The organism is Lysinibacillus sp. LK3 (genome assembly GCF_001043675.1).
GTDB lineage: Bacteria > Bacillota > Bacilli > Bacillales_A > Planococcaceae > Lysinibacillus > Lysinibacillus capsici.
In genome coordinates, this window is record NZ_LDUJ01000007.1 from 188,963 (window position 1) to 208,458 (window position 19,496).

Below are 19,496 nucleotides of genomic sequence, written 5' to 3' on the forward strand. Positions count from 1 at the left end.
CCAAATGCTTCGATCTCATCAATTTTACATAAATTCTTTTACTAAATCATTAAAATCATTTTCGCTCATTTTGATATCGATATCTGTTAATGGTAACTCAGAGTAGCCAGGTACTTTTTCTTGATACGACGTTGTTTCCGTATCATGATAAATAATGCCTGTTACTAACCCCTCGTGTTCCATCACTGTACGCATTGCCATACCACGATCTGAGTGATCATAACCTTCAACATCTGCTAATTTTGTTAAATTTTCTTTAAACCAATCATATGTGTTCACTTTGTTATACGTTACACAAGGTGAAAAGACATTGATAAATGAGAAACCTTTATGGTTAATACCAGCTTCAATTAGTGCTGTTAATTCTTTAATATCTGTAGAGAAGCCCTGCGCCACAAATGTTGCACCACTTGTTAACGCTACCTCTAATGGTTTCAATGATGGCTCAATCGCTCCACCTGGTGTAGATTTTGTAATAAATCCAGCAGCTGAACGTGGAGATGTTTGACCTTTTGTTAAACCATAAATTTGGTTATCCATTACAATATAAGTTATATCAATATTACGGCGGATAGCATGAATTGTATGCCCCATACCAATAGCAAATCCATCACCATCACCACCAGAAGCGATAACATGTAAATCACGATTAGCCATTTTCAAACCCTGTGCAATCGGAAGTGCACGACCATGAATACCATGGAATCCATAAGAATTGATATACCCTGAAATTCGACCTGAACATCCAATTCCTGAAATGACAGCAAGTTCATTTGGTTCTATGCCGACATTTGCAGCAGCACGTTGAATAGCTGCTTGTACTGAGAAGTCTCCACAGCCTGGGCACCAGTTTGGTTTCACTGTATTACGAAAATCCTTAAATGTTGCCATTAGCGAGTCAACTCCTTCACACGATTTTCTAATTCACCAGGCAAGAATGGTGTACCATTATATTTAGTGATTGTCGCGATTTTATCGTGACCACCCACATTCATCTTCATAATATTAGCTAATTGACCTGTATAGTTATTTTCTACCACGATCACCTTTTTCGCTTGTGCAACAAGAGGTGCTATTTCTGAAGATGGGAATGGGTGAATTAAACGAATATGGGCATGATTCACTTTCATTCCTTGTGCATTCAGTCGTTCTTGCACTTCTTCAATAGCTCCTCTTGTTGAGTTAAAGCCTACTAATAAAATATCGGCTTCCTCATGTGGTGCATTGACAAAGACTGGGTTATCAAATTTCAAGCTCTCTAATTTGCGGAAGCGTTTATCCATTTGAGTTTGGCGATTACCCGTTGCCTCAGATGGCTTCCCTGTTTCATCATGTTCAACACCTGTAACGTGATGAATACCATGCAACGTACCTGGTAAGACACGAGGTGAAATGCCATCTTCTGTATCTTCGTAACGCTTGAAGTAGGCTTTATCTGCCGCTTCCTCAAGATCATCCATCACAATTTTACCGCGACGAATTTCAATTTTATTATAATCAAATGGCTCAACAGATTGTTTACCTAGAGATAATTGTAGATCTGTCATTAAGATTACTGGTAATTGTAATTCCTCTGCAATGTTAAATGCTTGGATCGTATCAAAGAAAGCTTCCTCCATTGTAGAAGGTGCAATGACTACTTTAGGAATTTCTCCATGAGTACCGTAAAGCATAGCCATCAAGTCAGATTGTTCTTGCTTAGTTGGTAACCCAGTTGAAGGGCCTCCACGTTGTGTATCCACTACTACTAAAGGTTGCTCTGTCATACCTGAAAGACCAATTGCTTCCATCATTAATGAAAGACCAGGACCAGCAGAAGCTGTAAAGGAACGTACACCGCCAAAATTAGCGCCAATAGCCATTGTTGCTGCTGCAATCTCATCTTCCGTTTGGATGACCGTTCCACCGAATTTTGGCAATTTTTTAATCAAGTATTCCATAATTTCAGACGCTGGTGTAATTGGGTATGCTGCCATAAAGCGTGTCCCAGCAGCTAATGCACCAAGTGCTATCGCATCGTTCCCAATCATAAACATACGACGTTTACCATCTGCAGGTGCAAGCTCCCATTCGCCTATACGATCAACTAATAGCTCATTCATAATTTGACGACCACGTGTAATGGCTTCCATATTTTTTTGTACGACTTCTTCGCCCTTTTTACCAAAAATATCATCGACAACATTTTGGAATACTGCGTCTTCTAGGTTTAGCAATGATGCAGTTGCGCCGATAGCCACCATGTTTTTCATTAACGAAGTACCAAGCTCTGCTGCTACTTCTGTAAACGGTACTGCAAATAATGGTGCTTTTGAATCCTCTGGTTTAACAGGATCAAATTTTGCATCAGCTAAAATAATACCCTTTTCTGTAAGCTCTTTATAATTGACATCAATTGTTTCTTGATCGAATGCCACTAAAATATCTAAATCATCCGCAATTGAACGTACTTCTGTTGGACGAACTGTAATTTTATTATTCGTATGGCCACCTTTAATTCGAGAAGAGAAGTGACGATAACCGTATAGGAAATAACCTAGACGATTCATTGCCATTGAGAAAATCTCACCTGTACTCTCAATCCCTTCACCCTGTTGCCCACCGACTTTCCATGAAAGCTGATGTAACATGTCAACAACTCCTTAAATCCAATGTGTACTATTATTTTTCCTTCATAAGTTTAACACGAAGAAACCGTCTGGACTATTGTTTCTCCACGATTTAGGCGAAAATCAGACCTTTGACTGAAAATCCTGTTCATAAAGTTGTAATTTTCAAATCTAAGCAAAATCACGCCCCTATTTCAAGTGACATCTATCATATGTAAAACAGGAAAACGAAAAAATGCTCCGCCACCATATTATGTGACAGAGCATTTTACTTCATTACTTTTTTATCGAATACGTTTTTCCACTAGCAGCTTTAATGCTGTTCGTTCTTCTCCAGCAATCAAAATATCGGCAAACGCCGGCGCGCAAATTAAATCTGTGCCACTTGGCGCTACAAATCCGCGTGCAATGGCCACTGCTTTCACGGCTTGGTTAAGTGCACCTGCCCCAACTGCTTGCATTTCTGCCTGCCCTTTTTCTCTGATTACCGCGACTAATGCACCTGCAACTGAATTTGGATTAGAGCGTGATGATACTTTTAATGAATCCACAATTATTCCTCCCCGTTTCGCGAATAGTGTTTACGCTCAACAACTCATGTCCCCCTTTTTGGACCTCAAGTTATTGTCCGTAGCACATTTTATGCTCCGCAAAACGGAAATAGACTAGTTTGACAAAGAAACCTATATCCCCGTAAAAGAAACGTAAAAAAACATTCTTCGACTTATCTACCCTTGAAATGGATAGTCTTCATTTATATAAATGCGTTCACAGGCAATAGCTTTTCCTGTTCGATCATCCATCTCTACAAAGAAACCACTCAAAACCTCTCGCCCTTTTTTCGGAACTTCAAAACGAGATGGCATGTTTGTTTGGAATTTATAGATGACACTTTCCTTCGTCATACCTAAAATTTCATCGTACGGCCCTGTCATACCAACATCCGTGATATAAGCCGTACCTTGTGGGTAGATTCTTGCATCTGCTGTTTGCACATGTGTATGTGTCCCAACAACCGCTGAAGCCTTTCCATCTAAATGCCAACCAAGAGCGATTTTTTCACTAGTCGCTTCAGCATGAAAATCCACGAAGACAAGTGGAGATATTTGTCGAGCCTCTGCAATCAATTGATCTGCCATTGCAAACGGATCCTCATGTGGCGGTAAAAATACGCGACCATGTAAATTAATGACAGATAATGTCACGCCATTTTTAGAAATCTGAACCATACCTTTACCAGGTGCTTCACTTGAAAAGTTTGCCGGACGGATTAAGTAATCCGCGTCATCAATAAAATCAAAAATATCTTTATTGTCCCATGTATGATTCCCCATCGTAATAACATCTACACCCATTTGTAGCAAGCTATTATAAATATTACGAGTAATCCCTCGTCCTGCCGCAGCATTTTCCCCATTTGCAATCACAACATCTGGATTATACTTCTTTTTTAAGCGAGGTAAATATTTTTCCACCGCATCTCGACCAATTGAACCAACAATATCACCAATAAATAGAACTTTCATTATGCAAGACCACACTTTCTCTAAATAACATCTTTTAGTTTACCATCTTTGCTTTGGCAATCGCAAAGTAAAATGCAAGCCTTACCACATTTACACATTTAAATGCCCGTTTATTTAGGATTTCTGGATGGGAAATTGTGCATCTTTTTTATTAGAGGAGTCCCCATTGGTATTGAGTTGCCCTATAAAAAAAGCGCCTAATTTCCATCTACTCATTATATATGTTATACAAATGGAGCAACTGAGACTGACAATAAATGAAATGGCAATGACAGAAAATACACTTAATGTTTCGATAAAATTCGTTAAAAAAATTTTAAGTAGGCTATTAACTAGGGGATGTAATAAATATATACCGAAGGAATAACGACTAATAAAAATGATAAATTTCGGCATTTTTCTTCTGTTACTCGCGATGAAAAATAACAGAAAAGCTACACTGAATGTATAAAGGATAACGTCTATTCTCTTTGAATGAACTTCCGTAATAATACCTGATAATTGAGTGGTTAGCAAAAGACTTACTGTGATTAGTAATACTGCTAGTAACAAATAACGAAAACGCTGTAACCACGATAGAAATTTATCATAATTTTTTCCACAGTAATAAGCTACTGCAAAATAAGCAATCCACGCAGGAAATGGCATCTTATTAAAAAAATCCCATTGTAAACTAGTATACGCTAAATCAGGAAAATACTTAAATGGATCCAAAAAATTAAAAAAGGCTAAGTAACCAAAATTAATGATAAAAGCAGTCATTATTACTTTATAGGCAGGGTATCTTGAGGCAATAAATTTCACAAAAAATGGATGAATGATATAAAACTGAAAAATGATCACGATAAAATAACCATGGAAATCACCTTCCAAATAATTTAGTAGTAGTTTTTTGGCAAATTCAATAGAAGGCGATTCAATTGATTTAAGAACGGCATCAAGTAGTCCAATAAAAAGAAATGGCGTTAACATATATTTATAACGTTTTACATAAAACTTTTTCGGCAAACGATCTGAATAGGAATAGGCAATGACAAACTCTGAGATAAATATAAAAAGAGGTGTCCCGAACATAAAGATCAGCTGAATAGATGTCAGGATTACGAATAGTGGACCTTCTTCTATGTCATACATGTTCAATGCCAACGTAACACTATGCATTAACACAATCCCTAAGCAAGCAACGTATCGTAATAAATATATTTCTTTGACTTCTCGCTTCATCACCCTCACCTGCCATTTCAAAGGAATCAATTTGCCTTTCAATTATGCTACTTACCTTACTCAATGCAGGGATAAAATTATTTACTATTGGTAGTTGTTCTCTTTAATTGCACCAAAATATCTCGCATTGTTTGAGGCTCAATAATAAAATTACCTACTAATAAAATAAACATCGTCCACAAGGAAATACATATAGCGGCTACAAGCCATGAACCTGCAGATGTAATATGGAGCTCGATAAAAAATATAAATGGTATTGCTGCAGTAAGTGCAAAAATACTATTTTGCACAATTTTTTTGACAGTATCTTTAGGTGAATTTTGTAAAATCTTTTTAGAAGAATAAATGATTAAATCATAAGTACGATAGCCGTATGAACAAATTCCTCCCAGTAATATTCCTTCTGCGCCAAAAAACTGTACAAAAACAAGAGAAACTACAAGGTTGATTAATGCTTCCATAATGGCACGATTTTTCGTCTCTCTAAAATGGCCTGCAGCATTCACTAACGTATTGGCAGGAATCCGAATTGTATTCGCTACTCCTACAATGACAAACAATATTGCTAACCAGGGCCTTATGTAATTGGCATCTTCAATCCCTGCTGTATAAATCTTTATAAATGGCAATATTAAAATAGCTGTACATGTGTAGCTAAAAGCAATGATGCCATAAAAAATATATTCAAAGTGATGAAAATATTTCCGAAGAACGTCCTTATCCTCTTTGACAAGAATGTCTCCAAAAGCTGCTAATATCGCCCCTGAAAAAGTGGATATAAACAATGTGACTGCATTAAACACCATACTATAAACTGTAAACACACTGACTTCTGTTAAGCCCAGAAAAATCGTTATTAAAATAAACGGCGTGTTAAACACCACTAACGAGGCAATTTGATGAATTAAAGCATCCCATTTATCTTTAATTGCTAACGTATTCGCTTGTTTTTTACTATTGAAATATGGATATTTCTTTTTAACATACAATCTTAAAAAAAGAACATCCAGTAGCAATATGGCACTTGAACTAGCAACAACAATGACGATGGAAAAACCAAATGCTATCAAAGTAACTGACAATAGTGCACTCGCAAAAAGCAACATTGTTTGAATGCGAAAAATAACAAAGCTTTTTTGATCTGCCGACAGTAGAACTAAATATTTCCCTATAAAAAAATACTCCCACATGCCACTAATCCCCAAAATAAGTACCATGTAAAGAGCCGTTCGCGGATTCACTTCATCTCCTACTAATAACGGATAACAAATGGCCAAAATGGCGACTAATCCAACAAAGACATAACCCGAACGTCTATAAAAAAGATTAGTCGCTGAAAGAATTCCATTTATTTGGTCTTTATCACCCTTGGCTAGTGGCTTATAAAGTGCCACTATCGATGCATTACCAACCCCAGCCTCTACTATTTTTAAATAACTTAAAAATTGCTTAATCGACGAAACAAGCCCGTTTGTAGCAGAGCCGTATGTTGTCATAAATAGTCGAGGTAAAATGAAATTAATAACCGCTGCAACAACTTGTAGTAATACATTAGACATTAAATTTAAAACTACTCTCTTAGTTCTCATGCTGATAAGCACCTTTTCTTTTGGTAAAAGTAGGAATTAAACCTTTGCAATCACTGATCCGCCGATTAAGCCTATTCAACATGAAAAGTAAAAGAATTTGTTTTTTCTTTAATAACCAAGTATAGATCTTTGATTTGAGCGGCATATTTGTCATCCGAATCGCATGCAACGATCCATGAAACGCTTCATGAATCAACATTTTCTTAATAAAGGTACGCTTTTCATGTAAACGCTTATGGTTGAATCTATTCAATTCATTATTCACCGCTGCCATCACTAAATAAGTAAAATAATACTGAAGTTGTTCAGCAAAATTAGGAACCTGGTCTGCTTTCCTATACTTTAAAACTTTCAATTGTTCATACAACACAAGTATTTTTTTAAAAAACATCTGATCATAACTAGCCGTCATGGAAGAAGAATGCTGACGGTAATGGTAGAGATACTGATTTTCTAATATATAAATACTTTCTGCATCAAGTAAGCTAGGATATGTACAAGCAGCATCGTCCCCCATGCAAATTTGATCATCCACATCAAAGAGATTTTTCTCTAATAGGTCTCTTTTAAATATTTTGTTAGATAAAGATGGGTATAAGCCAAAACGGTAATACTCGCCCGAATATAGCATAATTGGATATACTTCTTTTTCCATTCTATCCTTCCTGTACAAACCAGGCGAGACAAGCTGTGATCTCTTCACTTCTTGGAGTGGATAATTTTCTACAATGTCACAAATAACAATATCTACATCAAAAACACGTGCAGTATTACATAATGATTTATACATATCAACTTCAATCCAATCATCACTATCTACATAACCAATATACTGTCCTTTGGCGACCCTTAGCCCTGCTTTACGGGCACTGACAGCACCACTATTTGCTTGATGAATGACGGTAATTCTTGTATCAGATTCGGCATATTCATCGCAGATTACTGAGCAGCTATCAGTCGAGCCATCATTTACTAATATCAACTCAAAATCTACGAATTCCTGTCTCAGAATACTATCAAGACACATTTTTAAGTAAGGTTCCGTATTATAGACGGGGACAATAATGCTTAAATATGGCACTCACCTCACCTCTCATTCATAGTAGCTCCCTTACTTTTACTCATAGTCAGTGCAAACATAATTAATAAAATATGATATGGAAAATAATCCATGACAAATGAATCAAGTCCTATATTCGCTATTAACATGATATAGAGAGGAATAGCATTGATTGAAAGGATTTGAAAGCCTGGTTTATTCATAATTCCGACATTCTCTCTAAGTACTTTATAGAGGCTTGAAATGTATAGTACTGACAAGACTATTCCGATTAAACCTATATAATAGGGAGTTGATAAGTACATTGTATGTGCCATCTTTACCTTCGCAAAGCTTGTGCCAAAGCCTGCACCCAAAACAAATACTTTCGTGTTTTGAAGGATTTCATTTACAAATAGGCTCCAACTACTCACTCGACCAGTGGTAATGGCATCTGTCGATATTCCTGACCCAAAAAACCGAATCCAATAAATTTCGAATAACTTCTCGTAAAAAAAATAGAGGGCACCCCCACAAATAATCACGATAAAAGACGAAAATTTAATAGCAGTCTTCACATTATTTTTAGTGAAGACAATAAATGTCATCATAATGAAAACGATTAATGTAATAATAAACATTTTGGAATATGTCAGTATGCCAAAAAATGCTAATATCACGAGTAATACAATTAACTTTTTCTCCTTTTTTCCATCCAGATTAAAAAGCACTAATAAACAAGCCATAGCTATTAATACTTGCAAACTAAAGTAATTTGGATCTAAATCTAAACCCGTAAATCTTGTACTAATCGAGTTCATTGTCTTCACTGTATTCACAATGGTCATTGACTCTATGAAATTATCAATTTCTGGGATAGAATAACTAATCAATCGAACGATTGAAGCAGCTAGTAAACCCGATGCATAGATATACGTATACCTTCTGAAATATGCCTTATCATCGAGGGTCAATATTGCACAAAAGAGCACACTATAATTCAACACAAAGCCTAAAACTGCAATAAGATTACCACCACTAACTATCGTTACGGCCACCGTATAAAATGCAAATAAAAAATAGGTTAATAGGAGTCGTTTTGAAATACCTTGCTTTTGTAAAAAGAGCGTCAAAATACTTAACAAAATATAGAAAGAACTAAGTACAACAAGCAGTGAGTATCCTGATATATCGAATTTAATGACATACACCCACGAAATAAAAAACAATAAATAGTCAATTCGATGCTGCTGCTTATCTAGCAGCATCGCCAAACTAGTTAAAAGGAAGAAGAGCCAGAGAAATAGATTACTACCTGTATATATTTTGAATACGACAAAGATACTTGAAATTATACAAATGAGCACACTAAAATTCTTAGATTCTATCATGTACATCAAACTCCAATACTAGTTGCTCTTGAGCTTTTTTGTTTGTGTAGTGATTTTCCTCTATGTAATTTTTCATATTGTGTAGTAATTCTGTATTTTTCATAACACTAGAAATGACTTGAAAGATGTCTTGAATGTTAAAGCCTGTTATCAATCCGTTATGACCATTACAAATTTGTTCACCTGCTGCGGCAAAGTCCGTTGTAATAACAGGCGTTTGTACAATTAATGCCTCCCCAATGACCATTGGATAGCCTTCGTAGGCAGATGTTAAAACGAATACATCACTACATTTTATAAATGGATAGGGATTTTTCATTTCTCCTACAAATTCAACTACATCCTCTACACCTAGTTGCAAAGCTAATTGCTGATTTGAAAGTAGGTCTGGTCCATCCCCTAAAATGCGCCAGCGAAAATTATTTATAGAAGCTTCCTTTAACAACTTACACAGATGTGGAATAAGGTCGAACCTTTTTGTACTATTTTCAATTCGCCCGACAGATATTAAATCCAACTCGCTTTTATGAAACGGTGTATATTGACATGCCAGTTCTTTAATCTCTTCGATTGGAAAAAAATTATAAACCACTTGAATTTTATGGTGATATTGTGGAAGAAAATTTATTAAATTTTCCTTACATGCTACTGAAACACATAACAATCGATCAAAATTTTTATAGGTTTTGACACAAGCCTCATAATTAAAATTCGCTTTAATGGGATCTGTATGAATCCATGCGAACTTACGATCTGCTATCACAAACTGATCTACAAATAAATTGGTCCCCTTATTGAAGTATTGATTGGGTACATCATTAAAATAAGATATGGCGATATCATAATGACAATTATTGCGATGTTTTTTAAAAAGTATCGAATAGAAGTTGTGGGAACCGATTAATCGAACAACTATCATACACACAATGCGTAAAATAATATGCCATACGTTATTTCTTTTTTTCACTTCAGCAAAAGGTGTAGCAATTAGTTGTAACAGTAAGTTCCCTGTAGTTACCTTCACATTGGAGGGAATATCGTTCATTAATTCCCCTCCACTAAATGTGAAAATATCTATCTCATATTTCTCGTAGGGGCTGATTTCTTTTATCATATTAATTAATGCCTTTTGGATACCACCCATTTGAAAATTTTGTGCAACAAATAATATTTTCATATTAGTCCCCCTAAAAATACTACTGTAAATTTTCATATTGCTCTTCCGTTTGTGGATAAAAATTGGATCGATAGCCGCTACGAGCTACTCCCTTTGCTGCTCACACTCCGCATAGCTTTTATAAATTACTGTATAAATCTGTTATCCGTTTCTCCATTTTCGCCCAGCTGTAACCTTCTTGGTACAGTGCCTTCATTTCACGAGAAATTTCTGGCCATTCTTTTCTACGCTTTACCAAATTCTCAATTCCGTTTTGTAAACTCTCTCTATTGTAATCAATAAGTTCTCCAAAATTATTTGTTGCAACTACTTCTGACATTCCCGTATTTTTCACCATAATCAAAGGCTTACCAAGCATTAATGCTTCATAGAATTTATTAGGTGCAGCATAATAATGGTTAGAGATGGTAGGATCATAAATAGCCGTCATAATGTCACAACTATTTTCTAACTCTATTGTTTTTTCATAGGGTAACTTACCATAAAAGTGTATATTGTCATGCTTTTTCGAAGCTTGCAGCAATGTATCAGCTAACTTACCAAATCCACCAATATGCAGCTCATAACTTGGCGTATTTTTTACTACTTCAACCAATTCACTAATCAATCGATTTTCAGTAAGTATACCTACATAGACTATTTTTACTTTTTTCGGATTCAACTCTAAGCAATCATTGGAATCTATATAACGTGGAGTATTATATATGACCTCTATTTTTTTAGGTGAAGCTTTAGCAATCTGTTCTTTGCGCTTTTCTGTACATATAATGACTGCATCCACACTATTCATAAGGCGTATATCTAGACTAGCAATGACCTTTCCAATAATCTCCGGTCCATAAAATGGTGATGTATACGAATCAAATACGTCGTAGATTACTTTTTTACGAAGTAATTTCCCACATATTGTACCTATTAACGCTGTATCAAAATCACAAGCGTGAATCATATCATACGTATTTTTATGGCGAAGTAACCATTGAAAAAGTTTAAGTTGAAAATTTATAAATGGGACTAAGTTCTTTTTCAAACCTCCTCCAAATGTTGCCGGAATACCAAACCTTGTAATACGAATTGCCTGTTCACCTTCTAACAGCTGGTTCTTTATTTTATATTTTTTATCTCTATCCCAAGCTAAAATGTGAACCTTCCAATTATTTTTCGCAAGGCAATGTGCTTCCTTTTCAACCCTTGGATCTGGAGAAACAGGGTTACTCCTCATAAAAACAACTCGCATCTCATATGCCCCCCCTTAAACACTGAATGTCTCTAGTGCTTCAGCTACTTTTTGCTTCCTTTTATGTCCTTACAACTTAAAGGTGCTTTCCCATTTTAAAAAAACTTCCACCATTTTTTTGTGAAAGTATCATCTGGTTCATATACAATTAATGGAAGATTATTAATGATTCGTTCGTTATTTTCAAGCAAAAATTCTACCATATCCAAATCTTTTTGTTTTTCTAAAAATCTAAGTCCCTTTTCAAATAAGAAAGGACGTGTATTTAAGTTATGCACATCTGAACCGTATGTATGGACAAGATTCGAGCGCACTAAATTTAGCGAAAGTTTTTGGACGGTTTTGCCAAACAATCCTGCTAAACTCCCTGATGTAATTTGTGCAAGTGCTCCCTCGCGTATAATTTGTTCCAAATGACTTGGATTTTCTGAAATGACTCTATTTCGCTCTGGGTGTGCAATAATTGGTGTTATGCCTGCTGTTAATAACGAGTAAATGATATCCTTTGTATATTTGGGAATATGATTAGAGGGAAGTTCCAACAGCAAATAATTGGAATTTGCTAATGTATGTAATTGTTTTTTTTCATACAATTCTAGAATGTTACCTGCCAAGCGTACCTCTTGTCCCGTGTAAAGTTTTAACGGCATATTACGTTGGTCAATTGCCATTTGTAACTGTACAATTTGCTCATTCACGACATCAAAGGGGACATTATACAATGGATGTAAAGCATGCGAAGTGGAAACAATCGTTGAAATCCCCTCCAAAACTGCCTGCTCAAATAAACAAAGTGTCTCTTCAATCGTTTTCGGACCATCATCGACATCAAATAATATATGACTGTGCATATCAATCACTGTACTTCACTTCCCTGTCTAGATACTTGAATTAACGATAATATTGCTCATAATATTGATGGAGTGGCATTTTATAGTTATTTAATACTACGCCTAAAATATTTGCTTTTGAGGCTTCAAGGCTTGACTTTGCTTTTAACACACTTTCATTTTCTGCAACTCCACTGTTCACAATTAATAATGTACCATCACATTTATTAGACAAAATTTGAGCATCTGTTACAGATAATAGGGGTGGCGCATCAAAAATAATGATGTCAAACTCTTTCTTTAGTTCCTCAATTACACTCCCCATTAAGGTAGAAGCTAGTAACTCTGCAGGATTGGGGGGAATAGGCCCACTTGTCAAGACATATAGATTAGCAATATCTGTATTATTGACGACTTCGGAAATTGTAAAATGTCTTGTTAGTAAATTTGATAGACCTCTAGCATTTTGCAATAGAAACGTATAATGCATTGTTGGTTTTCGTAAATCTGCATCTACGATGACGACCCGTTTTCCTTCTTGTGCGAAAACAACACCTATATTGGCTGCATTGGTTGACTTTCCTTCACCTGGTGTTGCAGATGTTACTAATATTGTTTTAATTTCTCTATCAGGCATTGAAAAAGTAATATTTGTTCGGATTGTTCGAAATTGTTCAGAAATAAAAGAATGGCCATTTGCAATCGTCACAAGTTTTCGTGCCATTTTCACTAACTTCTTCTTTTTCTTTTTTTTCCAAAACATTATGATCCTCTCCTCGTTTTACGAGATTTTATCCTAGTGCTTTTATTGTGAGCATCACTAATTTGACTAATCAAGCCAATAATCGGTAGTCCTACTAGCTCTTCAATATCTTGCTCCGTCTTGATTGTAGTATCTAAGCTCTCTATTATGATGATGATAGCAGCACTTAAAACAAAGCCAATAAATGAGGCTGCTACTATATAAAGGGTTTTATTTGGCGCAATCGGTACAGGTTCCTTATCTAATTGTGCAACTGACAAAATATTAACATTATCAACCGTCATTAAAACTTGGATCTCCTCTTGAAACACATCTGCTATTGTATTGGCAATTTCGACAGCCAACTCTGCTTGCTTGTCTACAACATTAATATTGACAACTTGTGAGTTATTGGCACTAGATACAGTAATTTGATCCATTAAAACTTCAGGTGTGACATCCAAATCTAGCTTATTTATAACTTTAGATAAAATAGCAGAACTTGTTATGATAATGTTATACGTATTAATAAGTCGGAGATCTGTTTCAACCTGTTGTACACCTAAATGTGGTTGCTCTATATTTTTTTGATTAACTAAAATTTGCGTTTCTGCCTCATAGGTAGGTTTTAACACAAAGATGCTAATAAAGGCTGTAACCAACGCTGCAAAAAGTGTAAAACTTATGATAAAAAGAAAGTTTTCTCGGACTATTTTCAATATATCTTGTAATGTGATTGTTTCTTTCAATGCTCTTCACTCCTTGTCAAAACATAAACCAGTTGTAAAAATGGAGTATAACTAAGCTGTTAATTTTTAAAAAGTATTCATGTTGAGGCTAGTTCACTATGCTTTATTCCATACTATATTGTTGGAATCATCCATTTATTCTTACTGGGTAGATCACATCGAATTTATTCACATACAAAAAGGCACCCCCTGACCTTGGTCAAGGGATGCCTATTATTTTAATATTTATTTCGCGTATTCCACAGCACGTGTTTCGCGAATAACTGTTACTTTAATATGACCTGGATAATCGAGTTCTTCCTCAATACGTTTGCGAATATCACGCGCAAGACGATGAGACGCTAAATCATCAATTTTTTCAGGTTGTACAATAATACGAATTTCACGTCCAGCTTGAATCGCATAAGATTTTTCTACGCCATCATAGCTTTCTGAAATTTCCTCTAACTTTTCAAGTCTGCGGATATAGTTTTCAAGTGTTTCACTACGTGCACCTGGACGAGCAGCTGATAATGCATCAGCTGCAGCGACTAATACCGCAATAACAGATGTTGCTTCAGTATCACCATGATGCGAAGCAATACTATTAATGACAACTGGGTGTTCCTTATACTTTGTTGCTAATTCCACACCTATTTCAACGTGGCTTCCTTCAACTTCATGATCGATTGCTTTTCCAATATCATGTAATAAGCCTGCACGACGAGCCAATGCTACATCTTCACCAAGTTCAGCAGCAAGTAATCCTGCTAAATGTGCGACTTCAATTGAATGTTTTAGGACATTTTGTCCATAGCTTGTACGATATTTCATGCGGCCTAAAATTTTCATTAAATCTGGATGTAAGTTATGAATACCAATTTCAAATGTAGTTTGCTCACCTGTTTCGCGGATTTGTTCATCCACTTCACGTCGAGCTTTTTCCACCATTTCCTCAATACGAGCTGGGTGAATACGACCATCCTGTACAAGTTTTTCAAGTGCAAGTCGAGCTGTTTCACGGCGAATTGGATCAAAGCCTGATAATATAACCGCTTCTGGCGTATCATCAATAATTAAATCAATTCCTGTTAACGTTTCCAATGTACGGATATTACGGCCTTCGCGACCAATAATACGTCCCTTCATTTCATCATTTGGCAAGTTCACAACAGATACAGTTGTTTCTGCTACGTGATCTGCAGCAAAGCGTTGTAATGCTAATGATAAAATTTCACGTGCTTTTTTATCTGAGTCTTCTTTCGCACGTGTTTCAGCTTCTTTCGTCATCACAGCAATATCAGTTGATAACTCTTTTTCTACTTCATTGAGGATAATTGATTTAGCTTCATCCCTAGTTAAAGCAGAAATACGTTCTAACTCTGTTTTTTGTGATGCCATGAGCTCGTCCACTTTGCTCTCCATCTGTTCAATATGCTGTTGTCTTTCAGCTAGAGCTTGTTCTTTGCGCTCTAAGCCAGCTTCTCTCTTATTTAGAGCATCATCTTTGCGATCAAGATTCTCTTCTCTTTGCAATAAACGGTTCTCTTGTTTTTGAAGTTCTAAACGACGTTCACGAATGTCATTTTCAGCTTCAGTACGAAATTTGTGAGTTTCATCTTTGGCTTCAAGTAGTGCTTCTTTCTTCATTGCCTCCGCTTCTCGTTTTCCTTCTTCAACGATTGTTTCAGCGACATGTTTAGCACCAGTGATTTTTGAGTCATTCACTTTTTTCATGTAGATATAGCTAACAGCGGCACCAACGATGAGTCCAAGCAAAGCGGAGATGATAGTAATTCCATCCATATGAACACCTCCTCTTGCTATTTGGGTATTACAGTTTCAGTCGGCGCATACATCTATGTCGCCTTAGCTAAAATGCACCAGATTTTGTTAAAATTTATGCAAAACCCGTTTCATTGGCCAAAGGCATTATCTTCATCCAGTAGGCGTTTAGACATCCATTTTAAAGGATATTTCACTATAAAACATTTGCTAAATGAGGATAAAATGTACTGCCTATTTAAAGTCATAATTCAGAAATTATACATATTTAATTGTATAGCTAGCCTCATGCTCTGTCAAGGATAGTCAGGCGTATGTTCGCCACCTTAGCCAAAAAAAGTAAGTCCTATCCATTCAGTGAATTTTTTCCCTATTACTATTTCACTAGAAAATTTTTCATGTTAAATACAATTAATAAAAAAACAGTACATAAGAAATAAACACATAGCCTCTCTCTTATTATGTGTAAAAATTTAAGAATATAGACAAAAAAATGCATTGCCCCCTCAATAAAGTGGGAACAATGCAATCATTAATTATTCTTCTTCCAGAAGTAACATTAATTCTTCATCCATCTCTTCTTCATCATCATGGGCAGCAATTGTATAAGAAGAAGCTGCAATACCATAAGAAGCTCGGATTTTATTTGCTATGTCTTCTAGGACAGCAGTATTTTCTTTTAAATACTGTTTAGCATTTTCTCGTCCTTGACCTAAGCGCTCATCGCCATATGCATACCAAGAACCACTTTTTTGTACAATGTCTAATTCTACGCCTAAATCGACTGTTTCGCCTTCTTTAGAAATTCCTTCTCCATACATAATATCTACTTCAGCTGTACGGAAAGGTGGTGCTACTTTATTTTTTACAATTTTAATTTTAGTACGGTTACCAACAATATCATTACCTTGCTTAATAGCTTCTGCACGTCGCACTTCTAAACGGACAGAGCTGTAGAATTTAAGCGCTCGTCCACCTGGTGTTGTTTCTGGATTACCGAACATGACACCGATTTTTTCACGAATTTGGTTAATGAAAATAGCAATCGTTTTTGATTTATTAATCGCACCTGAAAGTTTACGTAAAGCTTGAGACATTAGACGTGCTTGTAAGCCGACATGAGAGTCACCCATATCCCCTTCAATTTCAGCTTTTGGCACTAAGGCAGCAACAGAGTCAATAACGATAATATCAATAGCTCCACTACGCACTAATGCTTCTGCAATTTCAAGTGCTTGCTCACCTGTGTCGGGCTGTGATAATAATAGCTCATCAATATTCACACCTAATTTTTGTGCATAGATTGGATCTAATGCATGCTCCGCGTCGATAAATGCTGCTTGTCCACCTGATGCCTGTACTTCAGCAATGGCATGTAGAGCAACAGTTGTTTTACCAGATGATTCTGGACCGTATACTTCAATAATACGTCCACGTGGATATCCACCGACTCCTAATGCAGCATCAAGTGCAAGTGAACCACTTGAAGATGTCGCAATTTCTAAATCGGTTTTTTCACCGAGTTTCATGATGGAACCTTTACCAAAATTCTTTTCAATTTGTTTTAGAGCCTGTTCTAAGGCTGCTTTACGATCACTCATTCATTTTCCTCCTTCGAAAACTGTTCACTGTTTTTATCTATCTCTACTATACTTGTTTTTGAGAAAACACGCAAGAAAAAAGCGAACATTTATTCGATTTTTCTTCAAAATAAAAATTTGGATAGTTTTCCTCTACCCAAATTCCTATGTTCTACTCTATTTTAATATCGTTTTGTGTAGCCACGTTCTTCTAAAAGTTGCATTAAATAATGGCATGTAAATTTCACCGCACGGAGTCGATTCGTATTCCGCATGCCTGATAAATGAAGTAAATATGTAAGCGGCTCCTCGTCATTTATGGCAATACCAATCCAAACCGTACCTACTGGCTGATGATCATGTGCAGTGGGACCTGCTTCTCCTGTAAGACCAATCCCAATATTTGTAGCAAATTTCTCACGAACAGCACTTGCCATTGCCGCTGCACACTCAGCACTCACAACACCATGTGTATCAATTAATTCTTGTGAAATGCCTAGCTGTTTTACTTTCGCATCTGCTGCATAGGTAACAACGCCTCCTATAAGTGCATTGCCTACCCCTGGAATTTCCGCAAGTTCAGATTGAAATAAACCAGCAGTTAAACTTTCTGCAGCCGCAATTGTTAGCTCATTATCCAGTAGCATTTCTACCGTTTTTGAGGCAAGGGAATCATCATCTACACCATATTGATAATCACCAACAAGTGCTTGTATTTCTGCAACCTTTGCCTTAATAAGCTGGCCAGCTTGTTGCTCTGTTGCGGCTTTAGCTGTTACGCGTAACGTTACCTCACCATCAGAAGCAAGTGGAGCAACTGTTGGATTGGTTTGTGCATCTAAAATATTTTGAACTTGTACTTCAAGCTCGGCCTCACCAATTCCATAAAATCGCATAACATGTGATGCAATGATCCCTCCATCATTAAGCATCGCAGCAAGTTTAGGTTTAGCCTCAAATTGAAACATTGGTTCTAACTCTTTTGGAGGTCCTGGTAATAAAATATAAGTGCGATCATTTTTTGTGAAGATCATACCTGGAGCCATTCCATGGTGATTAGCTAATACTTCACTCCCAGCTAAAATTAATGCCTGTTTACGATTATTTTCCGTCATTGGACGTCCTCGTTTAGCAAAAAATTGCTCAATATACGTCAATGCTACTTCATCAAGCTCAAGAGAAACACCAAGATGACGTGCAATCGTTTCCTTCGTTAAATCATCTTTTGTTGGACCAAGTCCTCCCGAAAAAATAATGAGATCTGCACGAGACTCTGCCACTTCGATAGCTTGTTCTAAACGCTTTGCATTATCGCCTACTACGGTATGATAAAAAACGTTGATGCCAAGCTCGGATAGCTGGCTTGAGATAAATCTCGCATTTGTATTCGTAATTTGACCTAATAATAGTTCTGAGCCAACCGCAAGAATTTCAGCATTCATGATCCCAAGACCTTTCTTATTTAGACTCAAGTAATACACGTCGATTTAGATAGAAATAATCCCATCCTGACCAAAGTGTAAAGAACAATGCAACATAGAGCATGATTGTATCAAATGGAATACCAACCAATGTAAAGATTGTATTGTGTAAAAGAGCAGCAGCAATCGCTACAATTTGTGCCCAAGTTTTAATTTTACCAAGCTGATTGGCAGCTACGACTTCTCCTCCACCTGCCAAAATCAAACGTAAACCTGTTACAGCAAATTCACGACTAATAATAATGATAATTACCCAAGCAGGTGCCATCTTAAGCTCGACCATTAAAATAAAGGCTGCTGAGACAAGTAACTTGTCAGCTAAGGGATCTAAAAATTTCCCAAATGTCGTTACAAGATTATACTTACGTGCGTAATAACCATCCACCCAATCGGTTGTTGAAGCAAAGATAAAAATAAGTGCGCCTATAAAATGATGAATTGGCATCTCTGCACCAAAAAGTGATAATGTTCCCCAGCCAAAATCAAACATCATAACAATGACAAAGAATGGAATAAGTAAGATTCGAGAGATGGTAATTTTATTTGGAATGTTCATTT

Annotated in this window: 17 protein-coding genes; all 17 read right to left on the reverse strand. The window is 36.3% G+C overall.

Going from position 1 to position 19,496, the window contains the following annotated elements; translation table 11 throughout:
• Positions 1-24 precede the first annotated feature (24 nt).
• The gene (locus tag VK91_RS05365; RefSeq protein WP_004224896.1) at positions 25-891 is read right to left on the reverse strand and encodes a 2-oxoacid:ferredoxin oxidoreductase subunit beta; all 867 of its coding nucleotides are present in this window, start codon (positions 889-891) and stop codon (positions 25-27) included.
• On the reverse strand, positions 891-2,630 hold the full coding sequence (locus VK91_RS05370) for a 2-oxoacid:acceptor oxidoreductase subunit alpha (protein ID WP_048391504.1): 1,740 nt from the start codon (positions 2,628-2,630) through the stop codon (positions 891-893). The genes VK91_RS05365 and VK91_RS05370 overlap by 1 nt, the downstream gene beginning before the upstream one ends.
• Before the next feature lie 263 nt (positions 2,631-2,893).
• Complete coding sequence (locus VK91_RS05375; RefSeq protein WP_004224903.1) at positions 2,894-3,160, reverse strand: stage V sporulation protein S; 267 nt, start codon at positions 3,158-3,160, stop codon at positions 2,894-2,896.
• Between the two features lie 177 nt (positions 3,161-3,337).
• Positions 3,338-4,135 carry a TIGR00282 family metallophosphoesterase gene (locus tag VK91_RS05380; RefSeq protein ID WP_048391507.1) on the reverse strand — a complete coding sequence of 266 codons (798 nt, stop codon included), beginning with the start codon at positions 4,133-4,135 and terminating at the stop codon, positions 3,338-3,340.
• Positions 4,136-4,249: 114 nt separating this feature from the next.
• A complete protein-coding gene (locus VK91_RS05385; RefSeq protein ID WP_048391509.1) occupies positions 4,250-5,359 on the reverse strand; it encodes an acyltransferase family protein in 1,110 nt (369 codons plus the stop codon).
• Between the two features lie 77 nt (positions 5,360-5,436).
• Positions 5,437-6,948, reverse strand: coding sequence for a lipopolysaccharide biosynthesis protein (locus VK91_RS05390; RefSeq protein WP_048391511.1), 1,512 nt, complete (start codon positions 6,946-6,948; stop codon positions 5,437-5,439).
• Positions 6,938-8,029 carry a glycosyltransferase gene (locus VK91_RS05395; RefSeq protein ID WP_048391513.1) on the reverse strand — a complete coding sequence of 364 codons (1,092 nt, stop codon included), beginning with the start codon at positions 8,027-8,029 and terminating at the stop codon, positions 6,938-6,940. The genes VK91_RS05390 and VK91_RS05395 overlap by 11 nt, the downstream gene beginning before the upstream one ends.
• 5 nt (positions 8,030-8,034) lie before the next feature.
• Entirely contained in the window at positions 8,035-9,378 is a 1,344-nt protein-coding gene (locus VK91_RS05400; RefSeq protein ID WP_048391515.1) for a hypothetical protein, read from the reverse strand.
• The gene (locus tag VK91_RS05405; RefSeq protein WP_048391518.1) at positions 9,365-10,555 is read right to left on the reverse strand and encodes a glycosyltransferase; all 1,191 of its coding nucleotides are present in this window, start codon (positions 10,553-10,555) and stop codon (positions 9,365-9,367) included. The genes VK91_RS05400 and VK91_RS05405 overlap by 14 nt, the downstream gene beginning before the upstream one ends.
• Before the next feature lie 118 nt (positions 10,556-10,673).
• The gene (locus tag VK91_RS05410; RefSeq protein ID WP_048391519.1) at positions 10,674-11,792 is read right to left on the reverse strand and encodes a glycosyltransferase family 4 protein; all 1,119 of its coding nucleotides are present in this window, start codon (positions 11,790-11,792) and stop codon (positions 10,674-10,676) included.
• Positions 11,793-11,887: 95 nt separating this feature from the next.
• A complete protein-coding gene (locus VK91_RS05415) occupies positions 11,888-12,643 on the reverse strand; it encodes a CpsB/CapC family capsule biosynthesis tyrosine phosphatase (protein ID WP_341865298.1) in 756 nt (251 codons plus the stop codon).
• A gap of 40 nt (positions 12,644-12,683) precedes the next feature.
• Entirely contained in the window at positions 12,684-13,385 is a 702-nt protein-coding gene (locus tag VK91_RS05420; protein WP_048391523.1) for a CpsD/CapB family tyrosine-protein kinase, read from the reverse strand.
• A complete protein-coding gene (locus VK91_RS05425) occupies positions 13,385-14,113 on the reverse strand; it encodes a YveK family protein (protein WP_048391525.1) in 729 nt (242 codons plus the stop codon). Before VK91_RS05425 ends, VK91_RS05420 begins: the two co-directional genes overlap by 1 nt.
• Before the next feature lie 225 nt (positions 14,114-14,338).
• The gene (rny, locus tag VK91_RS05430; RefSeq protein ID WP_004224930.1) at positions 14,339-15,898 is read right to left on the reverse strand and encodes a ribonuclease Y; all 1,560 of its coding nucleotides are present in this window, start codon (positions 15,896-15,898) and stop codon (positions 14,339-14,341) included.
• A gap of 515 nt (positions 15,899-16,413) precedes the next feature.
• A complete protein-coding gene (gene recA, locus VK91_RS05435; protein WP_004224934.1) occupies positions 16,414-17,478 on the reverse strand; it encodes a recombinase RecA in 1,065 nt (354 codons plus the stop codon).
• Positions 17,479-17,639: 161 nt separating this feature from the next.
• Positions 17,640-18,899 (reverse strand): competence/damage-inducible protein A, encoded by a 1,260-nt coding sequence (locus VK91_RS05440; protein ID WP_048391687.1) that lies wholly within the window; start codon positions 18,897-18,899, stop codon positions 17,640-17,642.
• A 16-nt stretch (positions 18,900-18,915) separates the two neighbouring features.
• Positions 18,916-19,494, reverse strand: coding sequence for a CDP-diacylglycerol--glycerol-3-phosphate 3-phosphatidyltransferase (pgsA, locus tag VK91_RS05445; protein WP_004224936.1), 579 nt, complete (start codon positions 19,492-19,494; stop codon positions 18,916-18,918).
• Positions 19,495-19,496: the final 2 nt, after the last annotated feature.

Bases quoted from the DNA above. Each gene is read 5' to 3' on its own strand.
- VK91_RS05385 (WP_048391509.1), bottom strand. From the start codon at position 5,359: ATGAAGCGAGAAGTCAAAGAAATATATTTATTACGATACGTTGCTTGC.
- VK91_RS05420 (WP_048391523.1), bottom strand. From the start codon at position 13,385: ATGTTTTGGAAAAAAAAGAAAAAGAAGAAGTTAGTGAAAATGGCACGA.
- VK91_RS05440 (WP_048391687.1), bottom strand. From the start codon at position 18,899: ATGAATGCTGAAATTCTTGCGGTTGGCTCAGAACTATTATTAGGTCAA.
- VK91_RS05405 (WP_048391518.1), bottom strand. From the start codon at position 10,555: ATGAAAATATTATTTGTTGCACAAAATTTTCAAATGGGTGGTATCCAA.
- VK91_RS05365 (WP_004224896.1), bottom strand. From the start codon at position 891: ATGGCAACATTTAAGGATTTTCGTAATACAGTGAAACCAAACTGGTGC.
- VK91_RS05370 (WP_048391504.1), bottom strand. From the start codon at position 2,630: ATGTTACATCAGCTTTCATGGAAAGTCGGTGGGCAACAGGGTGAAGGG.
- rny (WP_004224930.1), bottom strand. From the start codon at position 15,898: ATGGATGGAATTACTATCATCTCCGCTTTGCTTGGACTCATCGTTGGT.
- VK91_RS05380 (WP_048391507.1), bottom strand. From the start codon at position 4,135: ATGAAAGTTCTATTTATTGGTGATATTGTTGGTTCAATTGGTCGAGAT.
- pgsA (WP_004224936.1), bottom strand. From the start codon at position 19,494: ATGAACATTCCAAATAAAATTACCATCTCTCGAATCTTACTTATTCCA.
- VK91_RS05415 (WP_341865298.1), bottom strand. From the start codon at position 12,643: ATGCACAGTCATATATTATTTGATGTCGATGATGGTCCGAAAACGATT.
- VK91_RS05410 (WP_048391519.1), bottom strand. From the start codon at position 11,792: ATGCGAGTTGTTTTTATGAGGAGTAACCCTGTTTCTCCAGATCCAAGG.
- VK91_RS05390 (WP_048391511.1), bottom strand. From the start codon at position 6,948: ATGAGAACTAAGAGAGTAGTTTTAAATTTAATGTCTAATGTATTACTA.
- VK91_RS05400 (WP_048391515.1), bottom strand. From the start codon at position 9,378: ATGATAGAATCTAAGAATTTTAGTGTGCTCATTTGTATAATTTCAAGT.
- recA (WP_004224934.1), bottom strand. From the start codon at position 17,478: ATGAGTGATCGTAAAGCAGCCTTAGAACAGGCTCTAAAACAAATTGAA.